Origin of the sequence: Sulfitobacter sp. OXR-159, from assembly GCF_034377145.1 — a bacterium.
Classification (GTDB): Bacteria; Pseudomonadota; Alphaproteobacteria; order Rhodobacterales; family Rhodobacteraceae; genus Sulfitobacter.
This window is the reverse complement of sequence record NZ_CP139707.1, coordinates 629,446-653,665: the sequence shown is the minus strand read 5'-3', so window position 1 is coordinate 653,665 and position 24,220 is coordinate 629,446. Positions and strand designations below refer to the sequence as shown.

At 63.1% G+C, this 24,220-nt stretch carries 28 protein-coding genes; 11 read left to right on the top strand and 17 right to left on the bottom strand.

Translation table 11 applies throughout. The features are described from left to right. Window positions 1-156: 156 nt before the first annotated feature. Both T8A63_RS03205 and soxR read right to left on the bottom strand, forming a co-directional pair. Window positions 157-1,809, bottom strand: coding sequence for an electron transfer flavoprotein-ubiquinone oxidoreductase (locus T8A63_RS03205; protein WP_322344964.1), 1,653 nt, complete (start codon window positions 1,807-1,809; stop codon window positions 157-159). 126 nt (window positions 1,810-1,935) lie between these two features. Next, window positions 1,936-2,391 (bottom strand): redox-sensitive transcriptional activator SoxR, encoded by a 456-nt coding sequence (soxR, locus tag T8A63_RS03200; protein ID WP_322344963.1) that lies wholly within the window; start codon window positions 2,389-2,391, stop codon window positions 1,936-1,938. 84 nt (window positions 2,392-2,475) lie between these two features. Between soxR and T8A63_RS03195 the strand changes: the two genes are divergently transcribed. From T8A63_RS03195 to T8A63_RS03185, 3 genes are all read left to right on the top strand, one after another. Beyond that, window positions 2,476-2,856 (top strand): VOC family protein, encoded by a 381-nt coding sequence (locus T8A63_RS03195; RefSeq protein ID WP_322344962.1) that lies wholly within the window; start codon window positions 2,476-2,478, stop codon window positions 2,854-2,856. A gap of 142 nt (window positions 2,857-2,998) precedes the next feature. After that, window positions 2,999-3,469, top strand: coding sequence for a transcription elongation factor GreA (greA, locus tag T8A63_RS03190; RefSeq protein WP_067624274.1), 471 nt, complete (start codon window positions 2,999-3,001; stop codon window positions 3,467-3,469). A gap of 14 nt (window positions 3,470-3,483) precedes the next feature. Then, the gene (locus T8A63_RS03185) at window positions 3,484-4,551 is read left to right on the top strand and encodes a hypothetical protein (RefSeq protein WP_322344961.1); all 1,068 of its coding nucleotides are present in this window, start codon (window positions 3,484-3,486) and stop codon (window positions 4,549-4,551) included. A 9-nt stretch (window positions 4,552-4,560) separates the two neighbouring features. Here the strand turns inward: T8A63_RS03185 and T8A63_RS03180 are convergent, their stop codons facing one another. Genes T8A63_RS03180 through T8A63_RS03170 form a run of 3 tightly spaced genes read right to left on the bottom strand, consistent with a single transcriptional unit; the run spans window position 4,561 to window position 7,812 of the window. Continuing rightward, window positions 4,561-6,324: a bifunctional molybdopterin-guanine dinucleotide biosynthesis adaptor protein MobB/molybdopterin molybdotransferase MoeA gene (locus T8A63_RS03180; protein WP_322344960.1), complete on the bottom strand. Its 1,764-nt coding sequence runs from the start codon at window positions 6,322-6,324 to the stop codon at window positions 4,561-4,563. Beyond that, on the bottom strand, window positions 6,321-6,923 hold the full coding sequence (gene mobA, locus T8A63_RS03175; protein ID WP_271693039.1) for a molybdenum cofactor guanylyltransferase MobA: 603 nt from the start codon (window positions 6,921-6,923) through the stop codon (window positions 6,321-6,323). Before mobA ends, T8A63_RS03180 begins: the two co-directional genes overlap by 4 nt. 4 nt (window positions 6,924-6,927) lie before the next feature. Continuing rightward, entirely contained in the window at window positions 6,928-7,812 is an 885-nt protein-coding gene (locus T8A63_RS03170) for a formate dehydrogenase accessory sulfurtransferase FdhD (protein WP_416153230.1), read from the bottom strand. Window positions 7,813-7,867: 55 nt separating this feature from the next. On the opposite strand from T8A63_RS03170, the gene T8A63_RS03165 reads away from it, so the two are divergent. Next, complete coding sequence (locus T8A63_RS03165; RefSeq protein ID WP_067940609.1) at window positions 7,868-8,593, top strand: AzlC family ABC transporter permease; 726 nt, start codon at window positions 7,868-7,870, stop codon at window positions 8,591-8,593. Next, window positions 8,590-8,916, top strand: a complete 327-nt coding sequence (locus T8A63_RS03160) for an AzlD domain-containing protein (protein WP_067940611.1) — start codon at window positions 8,590-8,592, stop codon at window positions 8,914-8,916. The genes T8A63_RS03165 and T8A63_RS03160 overlap by 4 nt, the downstream gene beginning before the upstream one ends. 9 nt (window positions 8,917-8,925) lie before the next feature. On the opposite strand, the gene T8A63_RS03155 is transcribed toward T8A63_RS03160, so the two are convergent. The 5 genes from T8A63_RS03155 to T8A63_RS03135 all read right to left on the bottom strand — a co-directional run bounded on the left by T8A63_RS03155 (window position 8,926) and on the right by T8A63_RS03135 (window position 13,123). Continuing rightward, entirely contained in the window at window positions 8,926-9,534 is a 609-nt protein-coding gene (locus T8A63_RS03155; RefSeq protein ID WP_067940613.1) for a hypothetical protein, read from the bottom strand. A gap of 33 nt (window positions 9,535-9,567) precedes the next feature. Then, window positions 9,568-9,702, bottom strand: a complete 135-nt coding sequence (locus T8A63_RS03150) for an aa3-type cytochrome c oxidase subunit IV (protein ID WP_067625061.1) — start codon at window positions 9,700-9,702, stop codon at window positions 9,568-9,570. A gap of 155 nt (window positions 9,703-9,857) precedes the next feature. After that, complete coding sequence (locus T8A63_RS03145; protein WP_067625065.1) at window positions 9,858-10,316, bottom strand: DUF6173 family protein; 459 nt, start codon at window positions 10,314-10,316, stop codon at window positions 9,858-9,860. A 3-nt stretch (window positions 10,317-10,319) separates the two neighbouring features. Further along, entirely contained in the window at window positions 10,320-11,396 is a 1,077-nt protein-coding gene (locus T8A63_RS03140; protein ID WP_322344959.1) for an MBL fold metallo-hydrolase, read from the bottom strand. Beyond that, a complete protein-coding gene (locus tag T8A63_RS03135; RefSeq protein ID WP_322344958.1) occupies window positions 11,396-13,123 on the bottom strand; it encodes an acyl-CoA dehydrogenase in 1,728 nt (575 codons plus the stop codon). The genes T8A63_RS03140 and T8A63_RS03135 overlap by 1 nt, the downstream gene beginning before the upstream one ends. A gap of 158 nt (window positions 13,124-13,281) precedes the next feature. Here T8A63_RS03135 and T8A63_RS03130 point away from each other — a divergent pair, with 158 nt between their 5' ends. After that, window positions 13,282-14,214 carry an L-threonylcarbamoyladenylate synthase gene (locus T8A63_RS03130; RefSeq protein WP_322344957.1) on the top strand — a complete coding sequence of 311 codons (933 nt, stop codon included), beginning with the start codon at window positions 13,282-13,284 and terminating at the stop codon, window positions 14,212-14,214. Here the strand turns inward: T8A63_RS03130 and T8A63_RS03125 are convergent. Continuing rightward, window positions 14,211-14,765 carry a YqgE/AlgH family protein gene (locus T8A63_RS03125; RefSeq protein WP_067628926.1) on the bottom strand — a complete coding sequence of 185 codons (555 nt, stop codon included), beginning with the start codon at window positions 14,763-14,765 and terminating at the stop codon, window positions 14,211-14,213. The two genes, T8A63_RS03130 and T8A63_RS03125, sit on opposite strands and share 4 nt — an antisense overlap. 164 nt (window positions 14,766-14,929) lie before the next feature. Here T8A63_RS03125 and T8A63_RS03120 point away from each other — a divergent pair, with 164 nt between their 5' ends. Beyond that, window positions 14,930-15,742, top strand: coding sequence for a protein-disulfide reductase DsbD domain-containing protein (locus T8A63_RS03120; protein WP_322344956.1), 813 nt, complete (start codon window positions 14,930-14,932; stop codon window positions 15,740-15,742). A gap of 9 nt (window positions 15,743-15,751) precedes the next feature. Here T8A63_RS03120 and moaB read toward each other — a convergent pair whose 3' ends face one another. The 3 genes from moaB to T8A63_RS03105 are packed head-to-tail and all read right to left on the bottom strand — an operon-like array spanning window position 15,752 to window position 17,662. Beyond that, window positions 15,752-16,294 carry a molybdenum cofactor biosynthesis protein B gene (gene moaB, locus T8A63_RS03115; protein ID WP_067628922.1) on the bottom strand — a complete coding sequence of 181 codons (543 nt, stop codon included), beginning with the start codon at window positions 16,292-16,294 and terminating at the stop codon, window positions 15,752-15,754. Further along, window positions 16,291-16,905, bottom strand: a complete 615-nt coding sequence (locus T8A63_RS03110) for a LysE family translocator (protein WP_067938287.1) — start codon at window positions 16,903-16,905, stop codon at window positions 16,291-16,293. The genes moaB and T8A63_RS03110 overlap by 4 nt, the downstream gene beginning before the upstream one ends. After that, window positions 16,898-17,662 (bottom strand): uracil-DNA glycosylase, encoded by a 765-nt coding sequence (locus T8A63_RS03105; RefSeq protein WP_322344955.1) that lies wholly within the window; start codon window positions 17,660-17,662, stop codon window positions 16,898-16,900. The genes T8A63_RS03110 and T8A63_RS03105 overlap by 8 nt, the downstream gene beginning before the upstream one ends. Before the next feature lie 108 nt (window positions 17,663-17,770). Between T8A63_RS03105 and T8A63_RS03100 the strand changes: the two genes are divergently transcribed. The 4 genes from T8A63_RS03100 to plsY all read left to right on the top strand — a co-directional run bounded on the left by T8A63_RS03100 (window position 17,771) and on the right by plsY (window position 21,448). Further along, window positions 17,771-18,718, top strand: a complete 948-nt coding sequence (locus tag T8A63_RS03100; RefSeq protein ID WP_322344954.1) for an aspartate carbamoyltransferase catalytic subunit — start codon at window positions 17,771-17,773, stop codon at window positions 18,716-18,718. Window positions 18,719-18,774: 56 nt separating this feature from the next. Next, on the top strand, window positions 18,775-19,308 hold the full coding sequence (locus T8A63_RS03095; protein ID WP_322344953.1) for a hypothetical protein: 534 nt from the start codon (window positions 18,775-18,777) through the stop codon (window positions 19,306-19,308). 251 nt (window positions 19,309-19,559) lie between these two features. Then, complete coding sequence (gene pyrC, locus T8A63_RS03090) at window positions 19,560-20,840, top strand: dihydroorotase (protein WP_067938283.1); 1,281 nt, start codon at window positions 19,560-19,562, stop codon at window positions 20,838-20,840. Continuing rightward, on the top strand, window positions 20,840-21,448 hold the full coding sequence (plsY, locus tag T8A63_RS03085; protein WP_322344952.1) for a glycerol-3-phosphate 1-O-acyltransferase PlsY: 609 nt from the start codon (window positions 20,840-20,842) through the stop codon (window positions 21,446-21,448). The genes pyrC and plsY overlap by 1 nt, the downstream gene beginning before the upstream one ends. A gap of 34 nt (window positions 21,449-21,482) precedes the next feature. On the opposite strand, the gene T8A63_RS03080 is transcribed toward plsY, so the two are convergent. From T8A63_RS03080 to T8A63_RS03070, 3 genes are all read right to left on the bottom strand, one after another. Next, window positions 21,483-22,853 carry a glutamate--cysteine ligase gene (locus T8A63_RS03080; protein WP_067628909.1) on the bottom strand — a complete coding sequence of 457 codons (1,371 nt, stop codon included), beginning with the start codon at window positions 22,851-22,853 and terminating at the stop codon, window positions 21,483-21,485. Between the two features lie 96 nt (window positions 22,854-22,949). Beyond that, entirely contained in the window at window positions 22,950-23,480 is a 531-nt protein-coding gene (locus T8A63_RS03075) for a hypothetical protein (protein ID WP_322344951.1), read from the bottom strand. Window positions 23,481-23,496: 16 nt separating this feature from the next. Next, complete coding sequence (locus T8A63_RS03070; protein WP_322344950.1) at window positions 23,497-24,216, bottom strand: 16S rRNA (uracil(1498)-N(3))-methyltransferase; 720 nt, start codon at window positions 24,214-24,216, stop codon at window positions 23,497-23,499. Window positions 24,217-24,220: the final 4 nt, after the last annotated feature.

Here is a 24,220-nt window from a genome sequence, read left to right as displayed (position 1 = left end):
ATATCGCTTTGCGCTCAGGCTATCATCTCTGTGCCCGGACGCAATGGCGGGGCCGCGATGAGGCATGCAGCCGACAGGATTTCGCCGATTCAGACAAAGAAAGGACCGACACGCCCTCGCATGCCGGTCCTTTGATTGTGCCTGTTGGCGACCCGTTTACATGTTTGGATAGTTTGGCCCGTCGCCGCCCTGCGGGGTGGTCCAGACGATATTCTGCGTCGGGTCTTTGATGTCGCAGGTCTTGCAATGGACGCAGTTCTGGAAGTTGATCTGGAACCGCGTCTCGCCGGTTTTCTCATCCTCGACGAACTCATAGACCCCCGCCGGACAATAGCGGGCCGAGGGGCCGGCGTATTTCGGCAGGTTCACCTCGACCGGAATGCTCGGGTCTTTCAGCTTGAGGTGCGCAGGCTGGCTTTCCTCGTGATTGGTGAACGAGAAGGCCACGTTGGTCAGACGGTCAAAGCTGAGTTTGCCATCGGGCTTGGGGTAGTCGATCTTCTTGTGCTTATCCGCAGGCTCAGTCGCTTCGGCGTCTGATTTGCCATGGCTCAGCGTGCCCAAAAGCGAGAAGCCGAGCGTGTTGGTCCACATGTCAAAGCCACCAAGCGCCAGCGAAGCGGTGAGCCCGTATTTCGACCACAGCGGTTTGACGTTGCGCACTTTCTTGAGGTCTTCGGCAATCGGACCTTCGCGCACATCCGTCTCATATTCGGTCAGCTCATCACCGCCCCGCCCTGCTTGGATCGCGGCATAGGCGGCCTCAGCCGCTGCCTTGCCCGAGAGCATGGCGTTGTGGTTGCCCTTGATGCGCGGCACGTTGACCATGCCGACCGAGCAGCCCAGCATCGCCACGCCGGGGGCCACCATCTTGGGCATCGACTGATAGCCGCCTTCGGTGATTGCCCGCGCGCCGTAGGCGACACGTTTACCCCCCTCGAGCAACTCGGCCACCATCGGGTGATGCTTGAAACGCTGGAATTCCATGTAAGGGAAGACATGCGGGTTTTTGTAGCCAAGGTGAACGACGAATCCGACGTAAACCTGATTGCTCTCAAGGTGATAGATGAAAGACCCGCCGCCCGCGTTGCTGTTCAGCGGCCAGCCCATCGTGTGGGTGACGGTGCCTTCTTTGTGCTTGGCGGGGTCGATCTCCCAGATTTCTTTCATGCCGAGACCGTATTTCTGCGGCTCTTTGCCCTCGTCCAGCCCGTATTTCGCGATCACCTGTTTGCTCAGGCTGCCGCGCACGCCTTCGGAGAGGAAGACATATTTGCCGTGCAACTCCATGCCCGGCTCATAGCTGGGGCCGGGGGTGCCGTCGGCCTGGCGGCCCATCTCACCGGCGACAACGCCTTTGACCTCGCCATTTTCGCCGAACACAAGTTCAGAGCAGGCCATGCCGGGGAAGACTTCGACGCCCAGTTCCTCGGCCTGTTCGGCCATCCAGCGGCAGACATTGCCCATGGAGACAATGTAGTTGCCGTGGTTTTTCATCAGCGGGGGCATGGGAAATTCGGGGATGCGCAGCTTGCCCGCCTCGCCCAGGAGGTAAAAGTTGTCTTCTTTCACCGGCACGTTGATCGGCGCGCCTTTTTCTTTCCAGTCGGGGATCAAGGCATCCAGCCCGCAGGGATCAAGCACCGCGCCCGAGAGGATATGCGCGCCCACTTCCGAGCCCTTCTCCAGCACCACGACATTGCAATCGGCGTCCAACTGCTTGAGCCGGATCGCAGCCGACAGGCCAGCAGGCCCGGCGCCGACGATCACAACGTCATATTCCATCGCTTCGCGTTCAATCTCGGCCATCGTGGTGCTCCCTCACGGCAAATTCGGTTTGGATTTGGCTAAACCAGAGCCACGCGCAATGCAATCACGACCCTGCGTTTATTGCGCAAAACATGGCCTCAGCGACATAACATGACGCGCGACCTGTCAGGCCGCCGGTTCGTCCCCCATCAGATAGCGCGGTCCGGGGCCTTTTTCACCTGCTTGGTCGATAGGATTGTAAAGCGCGCAGGCCTCTAAGCTCAGACAGCCGCAGCCGATGCAGCCGTCAAGATTGTCACGCAGCTTGTTTAAGGTGGCGATGCGCGCGTCGAGGGCGGCGCGAAAGCCTTCGGAAATGCGGGTCCAATCGGCCTTGGTGGGCGTGCGCCCGCCCGGCAAGCGGTCCAACTCAGCCTTGATCTGTGGCAGGGTGAAACCGAATTGCTGGGCGATCATGACGAAACTCAGCCGCCGCAGATCGGCCCGGTCAAACCGCCGCTGCCCACCGGCGTTGCGCCACGGCGCGATCAACCCCTGCGCCTCATAGTAGCGAATGGCCGAAACGGCGAGCCCGGTGCGCTTGGCCAAAGCCCCGATCGACAGCCCCTCATTCACCGCCATTTCGCCCTCATAAATCCCTTGACCTAAAGTTAGGTTTAACAATTACGCTCAGATGGCACAAGCGATCACAAAAGGATAAACGCCATGCCCGCGCAACTTGAACATGCCAATTTCACCGTCTCTGACCCCGCCGCCACCGCCAATTGGATGCGCGAAGTCTTTGGCTGGCACCTGAGATGGGAGGGCGACGCCATGGCCGGGGGCCATACCAAACATGTCGGCACTCAGGCGCATTACGTCGCGCTCTACAATCCCGGCAAGGCGGGCACTCTCATGAACACCAGCTACGAAACTATCGGTGCGCTCAACCACATCGCGGTCGTGGTGGATGACCTCGAGGCCACCGAAAAAGCCGTGCTGGCGCAGGGCTTCACCACCGGAAACCATGCCGACTATGAGCCCGGACGGCGGTTTTATTTCCACGATGCGGACGGGATCGAATATGAGGTCGTGCAATACGATTGACGGCAGTCAACCGCCGACCCAGAGGCCGTTAGGCTCTTGCAATTGGCGGGCAGTTTGGGTCAGGTATCTGCCAAGTTAACACGCAATTGGCCGCCCCCCGGCGAAAACCCGGGTGCGGCCCTCATTATGTAGGCACACCGCCATGGAAAAGATCCCGATGACCCGCGACGGTCACACCGCGCTCGAAGTCGAACTCAAGCAGCTCAAGTCGGTTGAACGGCCCGCCATCATCAAGGCCATCGCCGAAGCGCGCGAACATGGTGACCTGTCGGAAAATGCCGAGTATCATTCCGCCAAGGAAAAGCAGTCTTTCATCGAAGGCCGCATCAAAGAGCTTGAGGGCGTGATCTCGCTCGCGGATGTGATTGACCCCAAGAAACTGTCGGGGTCGATCAAATTCGGGGCCACGGTGACGCTGGTGGATGAGGACACCGACGAAGAGAAAACCTATCAGATCGTTGGTGAATATGAGGCCAATATCGAAAAGGGCTTGCTGAACATCAAGTCGCCCATCGCCCGCGCGCTGATCGGCAAGGACGAAGGTGATTCCGTCGAGGTGCGCACCCCCGGGGGGCAAAAATCCTATGAGGTTCTCAAGATCGTTTACGCTTGACCGGGAAGGCTGACATGGCAGAGCCCGACGCTTCGACACCCCAAGATCAAGCCCCCCGCGCCCCGCGCGGTGGGAATGGCGCCGCACGGCCCGCGCCATTAGGCGTTTATGACCGTCCCAGAACCAATAGCATCACCGAGATTGAGATCATCGCGGGAGCGCTCTCGGCGCTTTGGCTACTTGGCACGGCGGTCTATTTCACCTTCATCGCCGCAGAGGTGCCGGAAGGGGCCAATGACGGGGGGCTGCGCGGGCTGCTGATCCTGTTGGTGGTGATCTTGCCGGTCGCGATGATCTGGGTCGGGGCCACCGCCGCCCGTGCCGGGCGGGTCATGCGTGAGGAAATCCAACGCCTACAGGCCGCGATTGACGCCATCCGGTATTCCTATATTTCGCAACAGCAGGGCAACAAACCTGCGGGCGACAGCAACATCGCGCGCAAGCTTGATGAACTCGCCGCCAGCGCCCGCAAGACCGAGATCGCTTTGGCCGGGCTTCAGGGCCGCGACGAGACTGCGCGCCCCGTCACCCCAGCCCCCGCGCCCACACCGCCCGCCGCCGAAGACCAGCCGACGCTGGCGCTTGGCACGCAGGTGGGCGACAAGACACAGCCGCTCTCTGCCGAGGATTTCACCCGCGCGCTTAACTTCCCCGAAACGGCGGAAGACCAAGCCGGGTTCGACGCGCTGCGCCGGGCGTTGAAAGACCGCTCCGCCTCGCAACTGGTGCAGGCCGCGCAGGACGTGCTGACACTGCTCAGCCAAGACGGCATCTATATGGACGACCTGCGCCCCGATCGCGCGCGCCCCGAGGTCTGGCGGCAATTCGCCAGCGGTGCGCGGGGCCGCACGATCGCGCCTTTGGGCGGCATCCGCGACCGCTCTTCACTGGCACTGGCCAATGCGCGTATGCGGCAAGACCCGATCTTTCGCGATGCCGCGCATCACTTCCTGCGCCGGTTTGACCGGACCTTTGCCGAGTTCGAGAAACAGGCAACGGATGAGGAAATCTCATCGCTGGCTGACACCCGCACCGCCCGCGCCTTCATGCTGCTGGGCCGTTGTGCGGGCACCTTCGACTGACACGCGGCCTTAGCTGGTAAAACTGCCGTAGGGAATAAAGCGTACAGTGTCGCCCGGCTTGATGTCGCGCGCGGTCTCGTCCAACTCGACCAGCCCTTCGGCCCAGCTTAGCCCGCTGATACGCCCCGATCCTTCGGAGGCGAAAACCTCGGCCCGGCCATCGCGCATCCGGGCGCGCAGGTATTCGCGCCGCCCGGCCTTTTTGCGTTTCTCAAAGGCGGCAGGCACATCAAAGCCCTGCGGTTCCTGCCAGCCGCCCCCGGCAAGCAGCGCCATGGCGGGCCGCGCGAAAATCAACGAACAGACCATCGCCGCCACCGGATTGCCTGGCAGCCCGAAAACCGGCACGCCTTGCCACAGGCCAAGCGCCAAAGGCCGCCCCGGCTTCACCGCGATCCGCCAAAGCTGCATCGCTCCCGCCTCGGTCAACAGGGCCGAGACGTGGTCTTCGTCCCCCGCCGAGGCGCCGCCGCTGGTCAGGATCACATCCACCTGCCCCGCCGACGCGTCGAGCCGATTGCGCAGGGTGGCACGGTCGTCGGCCACGCGACCCAGATCGACCGCCTCGTGCCCAAAGTCCGCCGCGAGTTGCAGCAGCATCGGACGATTGGCGTCGTAAATCTGACCGTCGCGGGCCGTCTCGCCCATCTCGACCAATTCGTCGCCGGTGGAGATCACGCCGACCTTCAATCGCTTGCGTAGGCGCACCTCTGCCACACCTGCTGCCGCCATCAATGCCAGTTCCGCCGGACCAACGCGCGTGCCTGCGGCGAGGATCACATCGCCGGCTTGTACATCCTCTCCGGCTTTGCGGGTGTTCGCCCCCTGTTTCACCGGCCCGTGAAACCGCAACATGCCGCCCTCGGCGGTCACGTCTTCTTGCAGGATCACGGTATCTACGCCCTCAGGCAGCGCCGCGCCGGTCAGCACGCGGATCGCTTGGCCCGCAGGCACTGCGCCGGGGCGATCCCCCGCCGCTGCACGGCCCGGCACCAGCGGAAGCTCATGCAACCCTTCGCCGCGCCCACCGGCAAAACCGTAGCCATCGACCGCCGTGTTCGGCAGCGGCGGGTTGGCGCGGATGGCTGTGACATCTTCGGCCACGATACGCCCCCCGGCATCGGCGGCGGGAAAGGTTTCCGCCCCCGTCACAGGGTGGAGGCGCTCTTTCAACAGCGCCAGCGCATCATCCACCGGGGTCCAATGCACGCCGGGTGGGAGGGCAAAGCAATCGTTGCGCAGGGGCGGGGGTGCGGTGGTGGCAGGTGCCGTTGGGGCGGCGATCAGCCCCACTTCGCGCAGGATGAAATCGGCAATCGCACGGGTGTCGTTCAGATCAAAAACAGGTCGGTCCATCTCAAGCGCCACGTCGCTGGCCACCGCCCGCACCGTCGGGTCATCCGGCGCGATCAGCGCGTTTCCGGTCTCGGCCCGATGGGCTTCGACCTTGGGATGTCCGTCGCGTTTGTAGCCTTCGATCAGCACCAGATCGACAGGCGAAAGCCGCGCCAGATGCGCCTCCAGCGGCGGCTCTTCGGCCCCGCGCAACTCATGCATTAAGGCAAAGCGCGCGCCGGAGGCCAAGAGCACCTCCCGCGCGCCCGCGATGCGGTGGCGGTGGCTGTCCTTGCCGGGGTGGTCCACGTCGAAGGTGTGATGCGCATGTTTGACGGTCGAGACGGTGAAGCCGCGCCCGGTGATCTCGGCCACCAACCGCTCCATCAATCCGGTCTTGCCCGCGTTCTTCCAACCGACGACACCGTAAACCCTCATGCCATCGCCTCTGCTTTCGCCAAATCCTCGGGCGTGTTCACGTTGAAGAAAGCGGCCTCATCGGGGAACAGCGCCTCGCGCCCGTCGTGCTGTTCGGTCCAGAGCACCACCTTGCGCAGCCCGCCCGCCAAGGCGCTGCGCAGATCGTCCCGCAACGCCACGGGCCAGAGGCCAAAGGTCGGATGCCGCGCCGTGCCGCGTTTGGCATCCGGCGTCGCGGCCAAGGCGAGCGGATGGGCCATATCATCAGCGGCGAGTAGCAGACGGGGAACCAGATCACAGGGGAAGAAAGGCGTATCGGCAGCGGCGGTCACAATCGTATCTGCCCCCTGTTCGGCGGCCCAGTCGAGCCCGGCCAGCACGCCCGCAAGCGGCCCGGCGAAACCCTCGATGCTATCGGCCAGCACCGGCAGGCCCAGATCCGCAAAGCGCGCCGCATCGCCATTGGCATTGAGCGCAAGTCCCGCGACCTGCGGCTCCAGCCGGTCGATCACCGAGGATAGCAGCGTGCCCTGCCCCAGCGGCAGCAAGCCCTTATCACCGCCGCCCATACGGGTCGCCTGCCCGCCCGCCAGAATGACGCCAAGTGGTTGTTTCATCGCTTTATTCCTTCGCGCCTTTGCGCCCGCTTTTGCGCGGCTCCTCGGCCACGGTGGTCGGATCCGCGTCGCGGATCAACCGCCCCTCGCCCGCCAGACAGGTAAATCGCTGCCCGCGCATCCGCCCGATCAGCGTAAGATTCACCTGCTGCGCAATCTCCACCCCCCAAGCGGTGAAGCCCGAGCGGGACGCTAGCACCGGAATGCCCATCATCGCCGTCTTGATCACCATCTCAGATGTCAGCCGCCCGGTGGTATAGAGCACCTTATCCTCGGCCCCGACCCCTTCGGAGAGCATCCATCCGGCGATTTTGTCGACCGCGTTGTGACGGCCCACATCCTCCATATAAACGAGTGGCCGGTCGCCTTGGCACAGCACGGTGCCGTGGATCGCCCCGGCCTCCAAATAAAGGCTCGGCGTGCGGTTGATCTTGGCTGCCAGCGCATAGAGGTCGGATGTGCGCACCGGCGTGTCGGGCAGACGTACATCGGCCAGCCCCTCCATCATATCGCCAAAGACGGTGCCCACGGCGCAGCCGCTGGTCCGGGTCTTGCGCTGCATCTTGTCTTCGTAATCAGTGGCGCGTTTCGTGCGAACGACGACGGTCTCAAGCTCTTCGTCATAGTCGACGGCGGTGATCTCTTCGTCCGGGCGCAACATCCCCTGATTGCGCAGAAAGCCGAGCGCCAGATAGGCCGGATAGTCGCCGATGGTCATGGCGGTTACGATCTCTTGCCGGTTGAGGAATATCGTCAGGGGGCGTTCTTCGACCACATTGATCGCCACCTCTGCGCCGGTGTGATCCACGCCAGAGACATTCCGCGTCAGTCGAACAGCAGTGGGATCGGGGGCGATCAGATAATTGCTAAGTTCATTGTCGCGGGCCAATTGTATCCCCTTCCGGTTAGGTCTAAGCCTTTGACATTATATTTAAGAGTTCGTCATGGCCATCACCACCACCAAATCCGCCTATCGCAAAGGTATCGTTGACGCATTGCCCTTTGTGTTGGTGATCATCCCCTTCGCCTCTCTCTTTGGTCTATTGGCGACAGAGGCCGGGTTGAACGTATTCGAGACGCTGACATTCTCTATCGTGGTGATCGCCGGGGCCGCGCAATTCACGGCGCTGCAACTGTTGCAAGAAGACGTACCCACGGCCATCGTGCTGGCCTCGGCGCTGGCGGTGAACCTGCGCATGGCGATGTATTCGGCCTCTCTGACCCCTTGGATCGGCGGCGCCCCGATCTGGCAGCGGGCACTGGCGGCATATATGACGGTGGATCAATCCTATGTCGCTTCCATGACCCAATATGAGCGTGAGCCAGAGATGACCGTGCCGCAGCGGATGGCCTATTTCTTTGGGACCGTGACGCCGGTGGTGCCGCTTTGGTATATCTTCACGTTGATCGGCGCGATGGTCGGCTCCAGCGTGCCGGACAGTTGGGCGCTGGACTTTGCCATTCCGATCACCTTTCTGGCCATGATCGCACCGATGTTTCGCACGCTGGCCCATGTGGCGGCGGCACTGGTCGCGGTGGTTGTGAGCCTTATCGCTGTCGATGTGCCCTATGCGCTTGGGCTGATCATCGCGGGGCTTGCTGGCATGATCACCGGCGCGCAGGTCGAGGCGTGGATGGAACGGCGCAAACCCGGGAGCACGGCACGATGATCGACAGAACCTCACTTTGGATCGTGATTATTGGGCTCGGGCTGGGCAGCTTTTTCCTGCGCTTTGTCTTTACCGGATTGGTCGGCAACAAGCAGATGCCCGCGTGGCTGTTGCGGCATCTGCGTTATACCGCCGTGGCGATTCTGCCTGCGCTGGTGGCACCGCAGGTAATTTGGCCCTCGGGCACGGACGGGCAGTTCGACCTGCCGCGTGTGACTGCGGCGGTGGTCACGCTGGGTGTGGGACTGGCGAGCAAGAACGTGCTCGCCGCGATCCTGTCAGGGGCCGCGGCGCTTTATGGGATGCTCTATCTGGTGGGGTAAGCGCGTGCGCTACTGGCGGGCCAGTTGCGCCGCACGCAGGGCGTCGATCACGTCGCCCTCATCGTCTTCGTAGTATTTCGCCGTGGTCACGCCCGGCAGGGTCTCAAACCGCTCTTGCAGTTTGACGGGATAGAAGGTCGACCCAACGCTTTGAAAACCGGGGATTTGGCTAAGAATACCGCTGGTGGCATTGGCGCAAAAGGCGCCGGGCACCGCCCCGTTGGAGGTCACCAACTGAAGCGCCCGCTCGGCTACTTCGGGGCTGACCGGGATTTCCTGACTGACCACGTGAAAGGTGCTGCGGGCATGGGCGGATTTATAGGCCTGCAGCCACGCGGGCGTCACCCCATAGAGCACATCGCCCCGCTCGGCCATCCGCGCGTCCCGGAACGATCCGGCGGGGTCAAAGATCACCCGCTGGGAGCCGTTTACCATCAGGGCAGTATGGCCGCCGCTGCCGGTGCGGTTGTTCACCATGGTCATCAAAGTGAGGGAGGGCGGCTCGGGCGAGCGATAGGCCGCACGCGCCACGACGTCGGGCGGGCTATCGGGGCTTTGATCCACCGAACAGCCAGCCAGAACGCCTACCAGCGCAATCGCCGTCAAGAAAGTTTTCAAAGGGTTACCCTCTCACGCAGGGATAGGGCGTGATCAACCGGCAAAGATCGCCAGCAGAACCAGGATCGCCAGGATGACAACGGCGCTGCGCGTCACGAAGGTCATGAACCCGTCAAAGGTCTTTTGCTGTGGTTCGTAATTCATGCTGCCGTGTTCGTGTTCAGCCATTTTCGTCTCCCTAAGACAATCTGTTGGCGCTGATTAACCTATTCGTAACACCCTGTCACGGGGGGATGATAATCAGAAAACCATACTAGCAATACGGGAAACTGCGCGTTATAGGGGAATCTTGCACCTGCACGCACGCGAAAGAATCGTGCAGGTCAGGTCTCTTCCAGATCGGCGACCAAACGAAAGCCGATCCTTTGCGGTGCGGCATCGGGCACTTTCTTTGGCAGGGCCCGCAACATCACGTTTAACTGCCCCACATGCTGCACCAATTGCGCCCGCGCCCCTGCCGGATCGACGCCGTAAAAAGTGATGATGTCGGGGTCGAAATACCCCATGCCTTCGATCCGCAGCACCCCGGCGTCGCCCCCGGCAAAGCCAATCGCCGCCTCATGGTCGTTGTCGAGCTTTTCTTCAAAATTCTTGAGATAAAGCACGACCCGCTCATAGGCCCATTGCGCGGGCGACTTCTGTTTCACCGGCTTGTCAGTTACCGATTTGGGCAGCGGCTGGTCGCCTGACTTGGGCTGATCCGCGCCTGTATGCACCTCATGCATGCGCGGCAATGCGGCCTCCTCATAGGCTTCGGCCGCCGTTTTCACCTCATCGCCCATCGCTCACCCCTTGCGCTGATACACCCATGCGCCGTCTGCCTCACGCAGCACGCGCGTGGCCTCTCCGGCTTGGTAAAGGTGGCTCAGATGGGCGACGGCTTCAACCAGTGCGAGGCCATATTCCGCCTCGCCAATGCTGCGCTTGAACAGCGGCGCGAAACATTCCGAGGCCGATTTCGGCGTGTCGATATAGGCCAGCAGGCGGCGCAGGGCGCTGTGGTGGTTCTCGATCAACTGCTTGAGCCGCGTCGGCAGGCCGGTGAAGGGCAGTTTGTGCCCGCCAAGTACCAGATGATCCTCGCGGGCCAAGGGCAGGAAACGCTCGCAAGCCTCAAGCCATTCGCCGATGGGGTCGGCCATGGGCTCCGTCGGGTAGACGCCGATGTTGGGGCTGATGGAGGGCAGGATTTGATCCCCCGCGATCACCAAATTGTCATCCCGGCTCCAGAAGGTGGCGTGTTCGGGCGCATGGCCATTGCCGATATGCACATCCCAATCGCGCCCGCCCATACGGATCACGTCATCCTGCCGGATCCGGGTGAAGCCTAGCGGCAGCGGGGCCACCACGTCGGAAAAATTGAAAGGTCGTTCGTTGGCGCGTTTGTCGTAGAGTTCCGCCGCCATGCCCGCTTTACGATAAAACGACAGGGATTCGGCGACCGGCACCTCTTGCACGTCCAGCGTCAGCATCCGCGCGGTGAGCCATGCGGTCCGTGTGGTGACCAGTTCCGCGCCATGCTCCGTCTGCAACCAACCGGCAAGGCCGATGTGATCGGGGTGATGATGGGTGACGACCACGCGCGAGATCGGTTTGCGGCCCAGCGGTCCGGCCATCAGCCCCTGCCAGATGTCCTTTGCCCGGCGCGAAGCGAAACCGGTGTCGATCACCGTCCAGCTGTCACCTTCGTCCAGCGCATAGACGTTGACGTGATCCAGCTTCATCGGCAGCGGCAGGCGGAACCAAAGCCCCCCCGGCGCCACTTCTATCGCCTCCCCCTCGGCGGGGGGCACGTCCCATGGATAGCGCAGCCCCTTGGGCGGTTTCGGCGTGGTGGCGGAGAGGGTGGCCTGTTCTGTCATCAGCTTCTCAGGTCTTCGACATCAAGCGCATAGAGGTCTTCGGCCCCCGCCTGCGCATGGGCCAGCAGCCCCTGATGCTCGGGCAAGAGGCGTTGGATGTAAAATCGCGCCAGCTTTTCACGTGCACCGCTGCCGCCTGCGGCTTTCTCGGCCATGGCGGCTTGCAAATGCAGATGCCCGCCCAGCACACGGGCAAAGGCGCGCAGGTAAGGCACGGCCCCGGCGAAGCGTTCGTTCATGTCCTTTTGCGCGGTCATCCATTCAGTCGCTTCGCGCAGGGTCTCGCTGGCTTGCCAGACGGCATCGGCCATGCGCGGGAACGGGTCGCGTGCAGTCTCGGCATCGGCTTCGATCTCATCCAGCAGCCGGTTCGCCGCCTCGCCGCCGTCCATCATTTTGCGGCCCACAAGGTCCATCGCTTGAATGCCGTTGGTGCCCTCATAGATCGCCGTGACACGCACATCGCGGCTGAACTGCGCGGCGCCGGTTTCCTCGATAAAACCCATGCCGCCGTGCACCTGCACACCCATCTCGGCAACGCTCATGCCTACGTCGGTCCCAAAAGCCTTGGTGATTGGCGTCAGGAAGGCTGCCCGCGCCGCCCATTCGTCGCCCTGCCCGGCGCGCGCCATATCGCTGGCATAGGCACAGCTCAGCGCGATGGCACGAGAGGCAAAGATATCGGCTTTCATGCTCAGCAGCATCCGGCGCACGTCGGCGTGATCCACGATGGTCCCGGTGCCACCCTCAACAGGCGACCGCCCCTGCTTGCGCTCCAGCGCGTAGTCCAGCGCCAGTTGATAGGCCCCTTCGGCCGCGCCGATGCCCTGCTCCCCCACGCCAAGCCGGGCGTTGTTCATCATGGTGAACATTGCCGCCATGCCGCCACCCTCGCGGCCAATGATCCAGCCGGTGGCATTGTCATATTGCATCACCGCGGTGGGAGAGCCGTGCAGGCCCATCTTATGCTCAAGGCTGACCACGCTCACGCCATTGCGCTGACCCGGCTCCCCATTCTCATCCGGAATGAACTTCGGCACGAGGAACAGGCTGATCCCCTTGGTGCCCGCAGGTGCGCCCGGCAGGCGGGCCAACACCAGATGGCAGACATTGCCCGCAAAATCATTATCGCCCCAAGAGATATAGATTTTCTGGCCCGAGACCGCAAAGGTGCCGTCGCCATTGTCTTCCGCCCGGCTGCTGAGCGCACCCACGTCCGAGCCCGCCTGCGGCTCGGTCAGGTTCATCGTGCCGGTCCATTCGCCCGAGATCAGCTTGGGCAGGTAGAGGGTCTTGATCGTGTCGCTTGCGTGATGCTCCAACGCTTCGATCTGGCCTTGGCTCATCAGGGGCGCAAGCTGCAAAGACAGGCAAGCGCCGCTCATCATCTCGTTGACTGCGCTGGTCAGGGTCATCGGCAGGCCCATGCCGCCGAACTCAGGGTCGGCCGACATGCCGATCCAACCGCCCTCGGCAATCGCGGCAAAGCCTTCGGCAAAACCGGGAGAGGTGCGCACGATGCCGTTCTCCAACTTCGCGGGATGCAGATCACCGCCGCGTTGCAGCGGGGCCAGCACATCATCGCAAAGCCGCCCCGCCTCGGACAGGATCGCCCCGGTGACGTCTTCACTGGCTTCAGAAAAACGGTCGGTGGCACGGAGCGTTGCGAAATCCAGTACGTCCTCAATGAGAAAACGGTAGTCATCCACGGCGGCGCGGTACGGCATATCATATCCTCCTGAAAGGCGCGCTTGATCTGGCAAGCCTGACATGGCCCTGATAAAGGCTGGTTTATGTTGCCGCCAGCATGAAATGCCCGGCCGCCCCCCGCAACCCAAACGCGGCGTCACGGGATGCTGCAGGATTAGACAGGATTAGCCCTGCTATGACCGAGACGCTGCCCCCCACGGCTCAAGGCATCGCCCGCGCGGCGAAGCTGCTGCAAGACGGTGCGCTGGTCGCTCTGCCGACCGAGACGGTCTATGGCCTTGGCGCGGATGCCCGCAATGGGGAAGCCGTCGCGGGCATCTATGCCGCCAAGGGGCGGCCCAGCTTCAATCCGCTGATCGTGCATTTGCCGGATATCGAGACGGCCAAACGATACGTTAAGTGGACGGACGAGGCCGACCGGTTGGCGCAGGCCTTTTGGCCCGGCGCGCTGACATTGGTCTTACCGCTCAAACCCGACAGCGGGCTGTCGTCACTGGTCACGGCGGGATTGCCCAGCCTTGCGGTGCGCGTGCCAGCCCACCCCACCATGCGGCAGGTCTTGCAGGCACTCGATGGTCCCGTGGCCGCGCCCTCGGCCAACCCCTCGGGCAAGATCAGCGCGACCACGGCTGCGCATGTGCTGGCGGGCCTCGACGGTAAGATCGCGGCGGTACTGGATGACGGCGCCTGCACTGTTGGTTTGGAAAGCACGATCCTCGGTCTGAACGGTCCCCGCCCCGCCCTGCTCCGCGCAGGCGGCCTGCCGAGTGAGGCGATTGAAGCGGCGCTCGGACAAACGCTCGAGATCGTAGATGGGGCAGAGATCATCGCACCGGGGCAGTTGGCCTCCCACTACGCCCCCGGCGCGGCTGTGCGGTTGGATGCAGAAACGGCCGGGCCGGGCGAAGTGCTGCTTGGCTTTGGGACGATGATCTGTGATCTCAACCTCTCACCTGCTGGCGATTTAACCGAGGCTGCGGCGAACCTTTTCGACCATCTGCACCAGCTTGACGCGACCGGTCAGCAAATCGCTGTGGCACCGATCCCCAATCACGGGTTGGGCCGCGCAATCAACGACCGTCTGGCCCGCGCCGCCGCGCCGCGCTAGGCATGGCCGGCTGAGGCCGAGAGCCCCAAGGGGTCGATGCCAAGCGTTTTGAGCGCCGCGCCCCATTTCTCAGCATCCGGCAGGTCAAAGATCACCTCTGGCGAGGCTTCGCAGGTCAGCCAGCCGTTCTGCGCAATCTCGCCCTCCAGCTGCCCCGGCCCCCAGCCCGCATAGCCCAGCATCAACTGCGCGCGCTCTGGCCCCTTGCCGGTCGCGATGTCTTCTAGGATGTCGCGCGTGGCGGTCAGCGCAATGCCATCGCCGACCCGCAGCGTTTCAAGGGCAGAGCGGTATTCATCGGAATGCAGCACAAAGCCACGCCCCGTCTCGACCGGGCCGCCGAAATGCACCGCCAGAGATTTCGCCTGCGGCGGCGTGTCATCGACCAATTGATCCAGCACATCCGAGAGGCGCAGTTCCGGGGCGGGTTTATTGACCATCAGCCCCATGGCGCCCTGTTCTGAATGCGCGGAAAGATAGATCACGGAATGGGCGAAACGTGGATCGCCCATGCCCGGCATCGCGACCAGCAGCTTGCCCGTCAGTTCCATTGTCTGACCCGTCAACGCCCACCTCCTGAAGGTAACCTTTCTTTGAACATGGCCGCTTGCGCCCCACAAAACAAGAGATGCCGCCCGCCGCCCGTCCCATCGGCGAAACATGGATAATGCAAATGTGACTTGGCAGGCGCAGATGGATACCCCATCAAGACCCCATGAATATATCGCGCCTCTTCTCCGCCGTTCTTTCCTGCCTTGCCCTTGCCCTGCCTGCCGCCGCACAGGACGGTGTCGGCACGCCGTTGCAGGGTGATCTGCTCACGGGTTGGCAACAGTCTGACGGGCGGCGGGTGGCGGCGATCCGGCTGCGCATGGCACCGGGGTGGAAGACCTATTGGCGCAGCCCCGGTGACGCAGGCATCCCGCCAGAGTTCGACTGGTCCGGCTCGGACAACCTGCGCGACGTGCAGATCACATGGCCCGCGCCCAAGGTCTTTGACCAAGGCGGGGTGAACTCCATCGGCTATGCGCGCGAAGTCATCCTGCCGCTGACCATCACGCCGCGCCGCCCCGGTGCCCCGGTAAGCTTGGACGCCAGCATCGACCTTGGCGTGTGCAGTGACATCTGCCTGCCGCAAACCATCCACCTGCGCGCCCTGCTCGACACCCGTGGCAGCCAGCCCACCCCGGCCATCGCCGCCGCTTTAGCAGCGCGACCCTATTCCGGTGCCGAGGCTGGATTGAAAAGCGCCCAATGCAGCCTGCGCCCCACCGCGCGGGGGCTGGAGATCGAAACCCGGCTGGCCCTGCCCTCTGCCGGGGGTAAGGAGACCGTGGTCATTGAGCCCGGCAACCCCAACATGTGGATGAGCGAGATGGACAGCCAGCGGTCGGGCAATACGCTTGTCGCCAGCGGCGAGATGATCGCCGAGAACGGCACGGCGCTGGCACTCGACCGGTCCGCCATTCGGATCACGGTGATCGGCAAGAACCACGCGGTCGAGATCACGGGCTGCACCTCTGGCTAACCTACGGCGCTACTTGCGGCGCTGATGCTCGTCCAACCGGGGCATGATCTCAACGAAATTGCAGGGCATGTGGCGGTAGTCCAACTGCTTAAGCAGGATGCCGTCCCATGCGTCTTTGCAGGCCCCCGGGCTGCCCGGCAGCGCGAATAAATACGTTCCCTGCGCAACGCCACCCGTCGCCCGGCTTTGCACCGCGCTGGTGCCGATCTTCTCCATCGAGATCATGGTAAAGACCGTGCCGAAAGCATCGATCTCTTTCTCATAGACATCGCGGTGCGCCTCGACCGTTACGTCGCGCCCGGTAAGGCCGGTGCCGCCGGTGCTGATCACCACGTCAATCTCAGGGTCCGCGCACCAGTCGCGCAGTTGCGCCGCAATGGCGGGGCGGTCGTCGGTCACGATCTCGCGCGCGGCCAGCACATGGCCCGCCGCTTCGATCCGTCCGACCAGCACATCACCCGAGCGGTCCTCGGCCAAGCTGCGACTGTCCGAGACGGTCAGCACAGCGATTCTTACGGGAATAAAATCCCGGCTGTCGTCGATCCTGCTCATGTCCGCTCCATCATAGCCAAACGCGCGGCCAGTGCCACGAAAATACCGCTGCTGATCCAGCCGAGCACACGCCCGCCCCCAGCCAGCCGCCGCCCGATGCCAGCGGCAAATACCCCAACTGCGCCGTTGATGACAAAACCGCCCAAAGCCAGCACCGCGCCAAAGGTTAAGAACTGCGCCAAGACCGGCCCGGCCTCGGGCACCACGAATTGCGGCAGAAAGGCCAGCACGAAAAGGATCACCTTGGGGTTGGTCAAATTGACGATGAACCCGGTATTAAAAGCGCGCCAGCCGCCCATGCCGGGCGTCGTGTCGCGCGGCTTTCCGGCCTGTCGCAGCGTTTGAACCGCAAGCCACAGCAAATAAGCCACGCCGAGCCAGCGGATCAGATCAAGCGCCCAAGGCAGCGCCGCCACCAGCGCACCAAGGCCAAGCCCCGCCAGCGTCACATGCACCAAAGCGCCCGCTGAAATCCCCGCACTCGCCGCCAGCGCGGCACGCGGGCCCGAACGCAGCCCCTGCCCAAGGCAAAACATCATATCCGCCCCCGGCGTGAGGTTCAGCGCCAAGGCGGCAGGCACGAAAGCCAGAAGGGTCAGCGCATCAACCATCGCGCAATTTCGCCTGAACGCTGAGCAGATCGGCCCAAGCCTCGCGCTTGGCCTCGGGATTGCGCAGAAGGTAGCCGGGATGCACCATCGGCATGCAAGAGAGATCGGCGGCCTTGGTCCAATTGCCACGCAACCGCATGATGCTGCGTTTTTCCAGCAGTGATTGGCAGGACCAATTGCCAAACAGCACCAGCACCTTGGGCTTGGCCAACTCGATATGACGCTGCACAAAGGGGCGCATCATCGCAATCTCATCCGGTTTCGGGTCGCGCCCCTGAGGTGTGCGCCACGGCAGGATGTTCGACAGATAGACATTGCGGTCCCGCCCCATGTCGATCGCCGCCAGCATCCGGTCGAGCATCTCACCGGTACGCCCCACGAAAGGCTTGCCCGCGCGGTCTTCGTCGCGGTCGGGGGATTCGCCAAAGATCATCAAAGGCGCGCCCGGCACCCCATCGGCAAAGACCAGATTGCGCGCACCCTTGTGAAGCTCGCAATGTTCGAACCCTTGGACCGCGGCGCGCAACTCTTCCAAGGTCTGCGCGCCCCGCGCGGCGCGGCGGGCCAAGGCGACGGGGTCGGGCGTTTCCGACGCCTGCAAAGGCTGGGGGCCCTTGCCAATCTTGGCACTGGCTTTGGGCGGGCTTGCGGGCACCTCATAGCGGTTGACCGGCGCGTCGCAAATCGCCTCGGTCGCGCCAAGCTCAACCTGCCACGCCAGCATCTCTGCCGCCTGATGATAATCGAATGATTCCATGGCCCCAGCTTACGCTCTGCGCGCGGGGGGCGAAATGCCCTATCGCTGCGCTTTACGCGCCAACCCACCCGCGCCTATAAGGCGGCAACAGCAGAAGGGACCGCCACCATGTCATTCGCCCATCGCCACCTGCTTGGCATCGAACAACTCTCGCAGTCCGACATTACCACCCTTCTGGATTTGGCCGACACCTATGCCGACCGCAACCGCCAGCCGAACAAGCATTCGGACGCGCTGCGTGGGCTGACGCAGATCAACATGTTCTTTGAAAACTCTACCCGCACGCAGGCGAGTTTCGAGATCGCGGGCAAGCGTCTTGGCGCGGATGTGATGAACATGGCGATGCAGGCCAGCTCGATCAAAAAGGGCGAGACGCTGATCGACACGGCGATGACGCTGAACGCAATGCACCCCGACCTGTTGGTCGTGCGCCATCCACAATCCGGCGCGGTGGACCTTCTGGCCCAAAAGGTGAACTGCGCGGTGCTCAACGCGGGCGACGGGCGGCATGAGCATCCCACACAGGCGCTGCTGGATGCGTTGACGATCCGCCGCGCCAAGGGTAGGCTGCACCGCCTCAGCATCGCGATTTGTGGCGACATCGCCCACAGCCGCGTGGCGCGGTCGAACATCCTGCTGCTTGGCAAGATGGAGAACCGCATCCGCCTTGTCGGCCCGCCGACCCTGATGCCCAGCCAAATCGACCAATTTGGCGTCGAAGTCTTTGACGACATGAAAAAGGGGCTCGAAGGTGTCGATGTGGTGATGATGCTGCGCCTCCAGAAAGAGCGGATGGACGGCGGGTTCATCCCCTCCGAGCGCGAGTATTACCACCGCTACGGGCTGGATGCCGAAAAGCTCGCCCATGCTAGCCCCGACGCCATCGTCATGCACCCCGGCCCGATGAACCGCGGGGTTGAGATTGACGGCACGCTGGCCGATGATATCAACCGCTCGGTGATCCAAGATCAGGTAGAGATGGGCGTCGCCGTGCGCATGGCCGCGATGGACCTGCTGGCGCGCAACCACATCGCCGCCCAGCCCGACGCGATCTGAGCGGAACCCCAATGGGCCAAGCGGCGTTTTCCTGAGAACAGTTAAAGGAAGCCGTCATGCCCCATACAGAAGTCGCCCCGCAAGAAGCCGGCAAGGTCCGGGTCTACACCCTCTCGCTCTCGGATGACAAAGCGCGGGCCATGCGGGATGATGAGACCGCACAGGCCGCCGCCCTTGGGATTGAGCGGATCAACGCGGCCTATACAGAGGTCTTTCGGGTGGCCGACCTCGATCAACTGGGGCTTGCGGGCTATCTGCGCGACGGCAATGGCGTGAACCCCGATCAGATTGAGAAAGACCGCAGCAAGCTTGCCGCGCTCGACGGCTGGGTGATGATCGTCTACTCCCGCGCTTTCGCCGGACAGTCGCTGCAACTGGCTCCTATCCCGGCGCTGACCCATATCGGCACCTATACCGAATGCGGCCCCGACACGCCCGTGCAAGCGATGGAAGCCGAAGCCGCCCAGCCCTACACCGGCATCCCCCGCGTCTCTCCGGCTGAGCCTGCAAAGGGCGGTGGCGGCAAGACGATGGTGATCGTGGCCGTTGTCGCGCTGATCCTGCTGGTCATCTGGTGGCTGCTGGCCTAAGGCGAAAACCGCTGGCACCCTTGGTGCTGGCGGGTTACATCTGGCCCATGCAAGAACCTGAACACGATCCCAAGATGTCTGGCCGTATTGCGATGGTCGCCCTTCTGGTGGCTTTTGGCGTGGTCGGTATGATGATTTGGATCGGCGGTTAAGGGCGACACCTGCCTCAGAAAACCGCGAAAACCGCTTGGTCTGGGGGGCGATTTGGGGCATGACAGCGGCGCAGCTGCTATCGCATCAAAGGCCCGTCCATGACCCAGTTCTTCACCAATCTGCGCCTTCTTGACCCTCAGGCGGGCACGCTTGAGCCCGCCGCGGTTTTGGTTCGCAACGGGGTAATTGCCGAAGTTTTGGCCAGTGACGCCACAACGCCCGACGGCGCGGAGGTGATGGATTGCAGCGGCCATATCCTCGCCCCCGGCATCGTCGATATCGGCGTGAAAGTCTGCGAACCAGGCGAGCGGCATAAGGAAAGCTACCGCTCTGCCGGGCTGGCAGCGGCGGCGGGTGGGGTGACAACGATGGTCACGCGCCCTGATACCGATCCGGCCATCGACAGCCCCGAAACACTCGAATTCGTCACCCGCCGCGCCAATGAGGCCGCCCCAGTGAATGTGGTCCCCATGGCCGCGCTCACCAAAGGCCGCGAAGGGCGCGAAATGACCGAGATCGGTTTTCTGATGGATGCAGGCGCCGCTGCCTTTACCGATTGCGACCGCGTTGTGACGGATACCAAAGTCTTCTCCCGCGCGCTCACCTATGCGCGCAGCCTTGGCGCGCTGGTCATCGCGCACCCGCAGGATCCGGGGCTGAGCAAGGGGGCGGCTGTCACCTCCGGCAAATTCGCCTCGCTGCGCGGTCTGCCTGCCGTGTCGCCCATGGCCGAACGCATGGGACTGGACCGCGACATTGCCCTGATCGAGATGACCGGCGCGCGGTATCACGCAGACCAGATCACCACCGCACGCGCCCTGCCCGCGCTGGAGCGCGCCAAGCGCAACGGGCTCGACATCACCGCGGGCGTGGGCATCCACCACCTGACGCTGAACGCACTGGATGTGGCCGACTACCGGACCTTCTTTAAGGTGAAGCCCCCGTTGCGCGACGAGGAAGACCGCATCGCCGTGGTCGAAGCCGTCGCCAGCGGCCTCATCGACATCATCTGCTCCATGCACACCCCACAGGATGAAGAAAGCAAACGCCTGCCGTTTGAGGAAGCCGCCAGCGGCGCGGTCGGGCTGGAAACACTGCTGCCCGCCGCCCTGCGACTGGTCCATGCTGAGATGATGGATCTGCCCACGCTCTGGCGTGCGCTGTCGCTGAACCCGGCCAAACGGCTCGGCCTGCCCGGCGGGCGGATCGCCGTGGGGGCGCCTGCGGATATGGTGCTGTTCAACCCCGACGCGCCCTTCGTGTTGGACCGCGCGACGCTGCGGTCAAAATCCCGCAACACGCCCTTTGACGGGATGCGGATGCAGGGTAAGGTCATGGCAACTTATGTAGCAGGCTCCTGCGTTTACGAGGCGAATTGATGCCCCCTATCGACACTTCTATTGAAATGATCCTCTTTTGGGCGCTGGCGGGCTATATCATCGGCTCCATCGCTTTTGGCATGTTGTTGGCGCGGCTGATGGGGCTGGGCAACCTGCGCGATATCGGGTCGGGCAATATCGGCGCGACCAATGTGCTGCGCACCGGCAACAAAAAGGCTGCAGCGCTGACGCTATTGCTGGATGGGGCCAAAGGGGCCGTGGCAGTGCTGCTGGCCCGGGCCTTTGCGGGCGAAGATGCCGCGCAGGCGGCGGCGCTTGGCGCGATGATTGGCCATTGCTATCCGATCTGGCTTGGCTTTCGCGGCGGCAAAGGCGTCGCGACCTTTTTGGGCCTCATGCTGGCGCTGGCATGGCCTGTCGGGCTGGCGTGTTGTGTGGTCTGGCTGATTACGGCGGCAGTCTCGCGCATCTCGTCCCTTTCGGCGCTGGCAGCAGCGGCAAGCTCAACCTTTTTGCTGGTGTTCCTCGGCTATGGAGAAATGCTGCTTTTGGGCATCGCCCTGACGCTGCTGATCTTTTGGCGGCACCGCGACAACATTCGCCGCATTCGAAGCGGTACGGAATCGCGGATTGGTCAGAAGGGCTGACACCGCCCGAAGGCGGCATCAGCCAATTCATGTTTCAGTAGGAATATTCGGCGTAGATACGGCTCAGATCGCCGTTCCATGGCCCATGATAATCCGCCAGCAGATCATCCGCAGGCACGCGGCCCGTCTCGATACTATCGCGCAGGGCGTTGAGGAAATGCGTCTCATCCGGGACCAGCCCGCCTGCGCCGGGACGGGCGCGGGCTTTCAAACCGGCCTCTGACAGGGCCACCGCCTCGCGGGCCAGATCATGCATCTTTAGCCCGCCAACCTCGGCCTGAAGGCCGTGGGTCGAGGCCGCGATGCGCAGTTCTTCCCGCGTCTCTGCATCCCAGTCCTTGACCAAATCCCAAGCGCCATCCAACGCGCTCTGGTCATACATCAGCCCGACCCAGAAGGCCGGAAGGGCGCAAAGACGCCGCCACGGGCCGCCATCGGCACCGCGCATTTCGATGAATTTCTTCACCCGCGCCTCGGGGAAGAGCGTGGTCAGATGATCGGCCCAATCGCTCAGCGTCGGCTTCTCGCCGGGCAGCGCAGGCAGCTCGCCCTTCAGAAAATCGCGGAAGGACTGGCCAAGTGCGTCGATATATTTGCCATCGCGGTAGACAAAATACATCGGTACATCGAGCGCATATTGCACCCAAGCCTCAAACCCAAAACCCTCGTCAAAGACGAAAGGCACCATCCCAGTGCGGGCATCATCCAGATTGCGCCACACCAACCCGCGGGTGGATTTCACGCCATTGGGCTTGCCGTCGAGGAAGGGTGAATTGGCAAAAAGCGCATTGGCGATGGGCTGCATCGCCACGGCCACGCGCATCTTTTGCACCATGTCGGCTTCACTCGCGAAATCTAGGTTCACCTGCACGGTGCAGGTGCGGCGCATCATGGTGGTGCCCATGGTGCCGACCTTTTGCATATAGCCGTCCATCAGCTTGTAACGGCCCTTGGGCATCAAATCCATCTGCTCATGCGACCACTCGGGCGCGGCGCCCAGACCGATGAAGCCCACGCCGATCTCATCGGCCACATCTTTGACCTCGCGCAGGTGGGTGTTCACCTCATCGCAAGTTTCATGGATGGTTTCGACCGGCGCGCCCGACAGCTCCAACTGCCCGCCCGGCTCAAGACTGATGTTCGCACCCTCTTTTTCCAGCCCGATAAGCTTGCCACCCTCTTCGACCGGCGCCCAGCCGTGACGGTCACGCAGCCCTTCCAGCATCACCCGGATTGAGCGGTCGCCCTCATAGGGCAGCGGCTTATGAGTATCAGTGCAATAGCCGAATTTCTCGTGTTCTGTGCCGATGCGCCAATCTTCTTTTGGCTTGCAGCCGTCGGCCAGATACTGCGCCATTTGGTCATGATGTTCGATCGGGCCGCCGCCGGATTGAGGAATGGACATTTGCGAGGGCTCCGTTTTGAAGGGTCGTCTTGGGTGTCTTCTAAGGTGACGACTTGGCGTCGTGTTTAGCAGGGATGGGCGGATTTGCCGGGGCTGTCAATGCAGCAACACATGCGCCGGGCGCAGCGGCGCGCGCTCCCAGATCACAACGGCGTCATGGCGGGTCTTGCGCAACTCAAAGAGCATCCGCTCGGTGCGCAGGCCCGGCAGGGCGGCGAAAGCGTCAAAAAGCGCCTCGGAGCCAGCGGCATTCACCGGGATCAGCAGGGGCGCTTTATCGTCGCGCGGCTCAAGCCGCCAATGGGCTGGAAACATCTGTCGGTCGAGGCTGAGCCGCTGCAGTTCGCGCAGAGCGACCGTGCCGCCGGTCAGCGGGCCGAAATAGGAGATCTGCCCCTCGACAACCTGAACGGCCCCCGCCCCGTCACCTTCACCGCGAAAACGGGCACGTTGTACGCCGATCCAGATCAGCGCCGCGCCCCCGGCAAGCGCCGCATAGCCCGGGACCGCCAGCAAAAAGCCCGGCCCGGCCACCAGCCAGAGCCCAAAGAGCATCAGCCCGCCGCCGACAATCGCCTCGCGCCAGCGCCAAAGCTGGTCGCGGGCGCCTTGGCGCAGGAAACTCATTGGGTCATCCTTTGCATCACCAATCTCCCAAAGCCTGCTGCCACATGGTCATCGCCGCCACCGCCGCCGTATCGGCCCGCAGGATGCGCGGCCCCAGTGTGACGGCGTGGGCATGATCAAACCCGTGCAAGCGCTTGCGTTCTCCTTCCGAAAACCCACCTTCGGGACCGATGAGAATGGCCCATGGTCCGCCTGTCCCCGTGGGAAGCGCGCCGCTCTCTCCGGCTAAAGCCTCATCGCAGAACATGATCTGCCGGGTGCTGTCCCATTGATCCAGCAGCCGCCCTAGCTTCACTGCCTCGGCCACCTCGGGCACATAGGTGCCGCCGCATTGCTCTGCCGCTTCGACCGCATGGGCCTGAAGGCGCGGCTGCTGCACGCGGCCTGCGTTGGTGAAGTCGGTCATCACCGGGACAATGCGCGAGGCGCCCATCTCGGCGGCTTTTTCAACAATAAAATCTGTCCGGGTCTTTTTGATCGGCGCGAAAAGCAGCCACAGATCCGGCGGCATCTGCAACGGGCGGGTCTGTTCGACACAGGTCAGAACCCCGCCGCGTTTGCCCGCCTCAGCGACCTCGGCTAGCCATTCGCCATCGCGCCCGTTGAACAAAAGCACCCCGGCCCCGACCGACAGCCGCATCACCCCAAAGAGATAATGCGCCTGCTCGCGCGCCAAAGGAACCGTTTGCCCCTGCCCCAAGGGCTGATCTACATACAATCTGATTTTCGCATTCATGGGG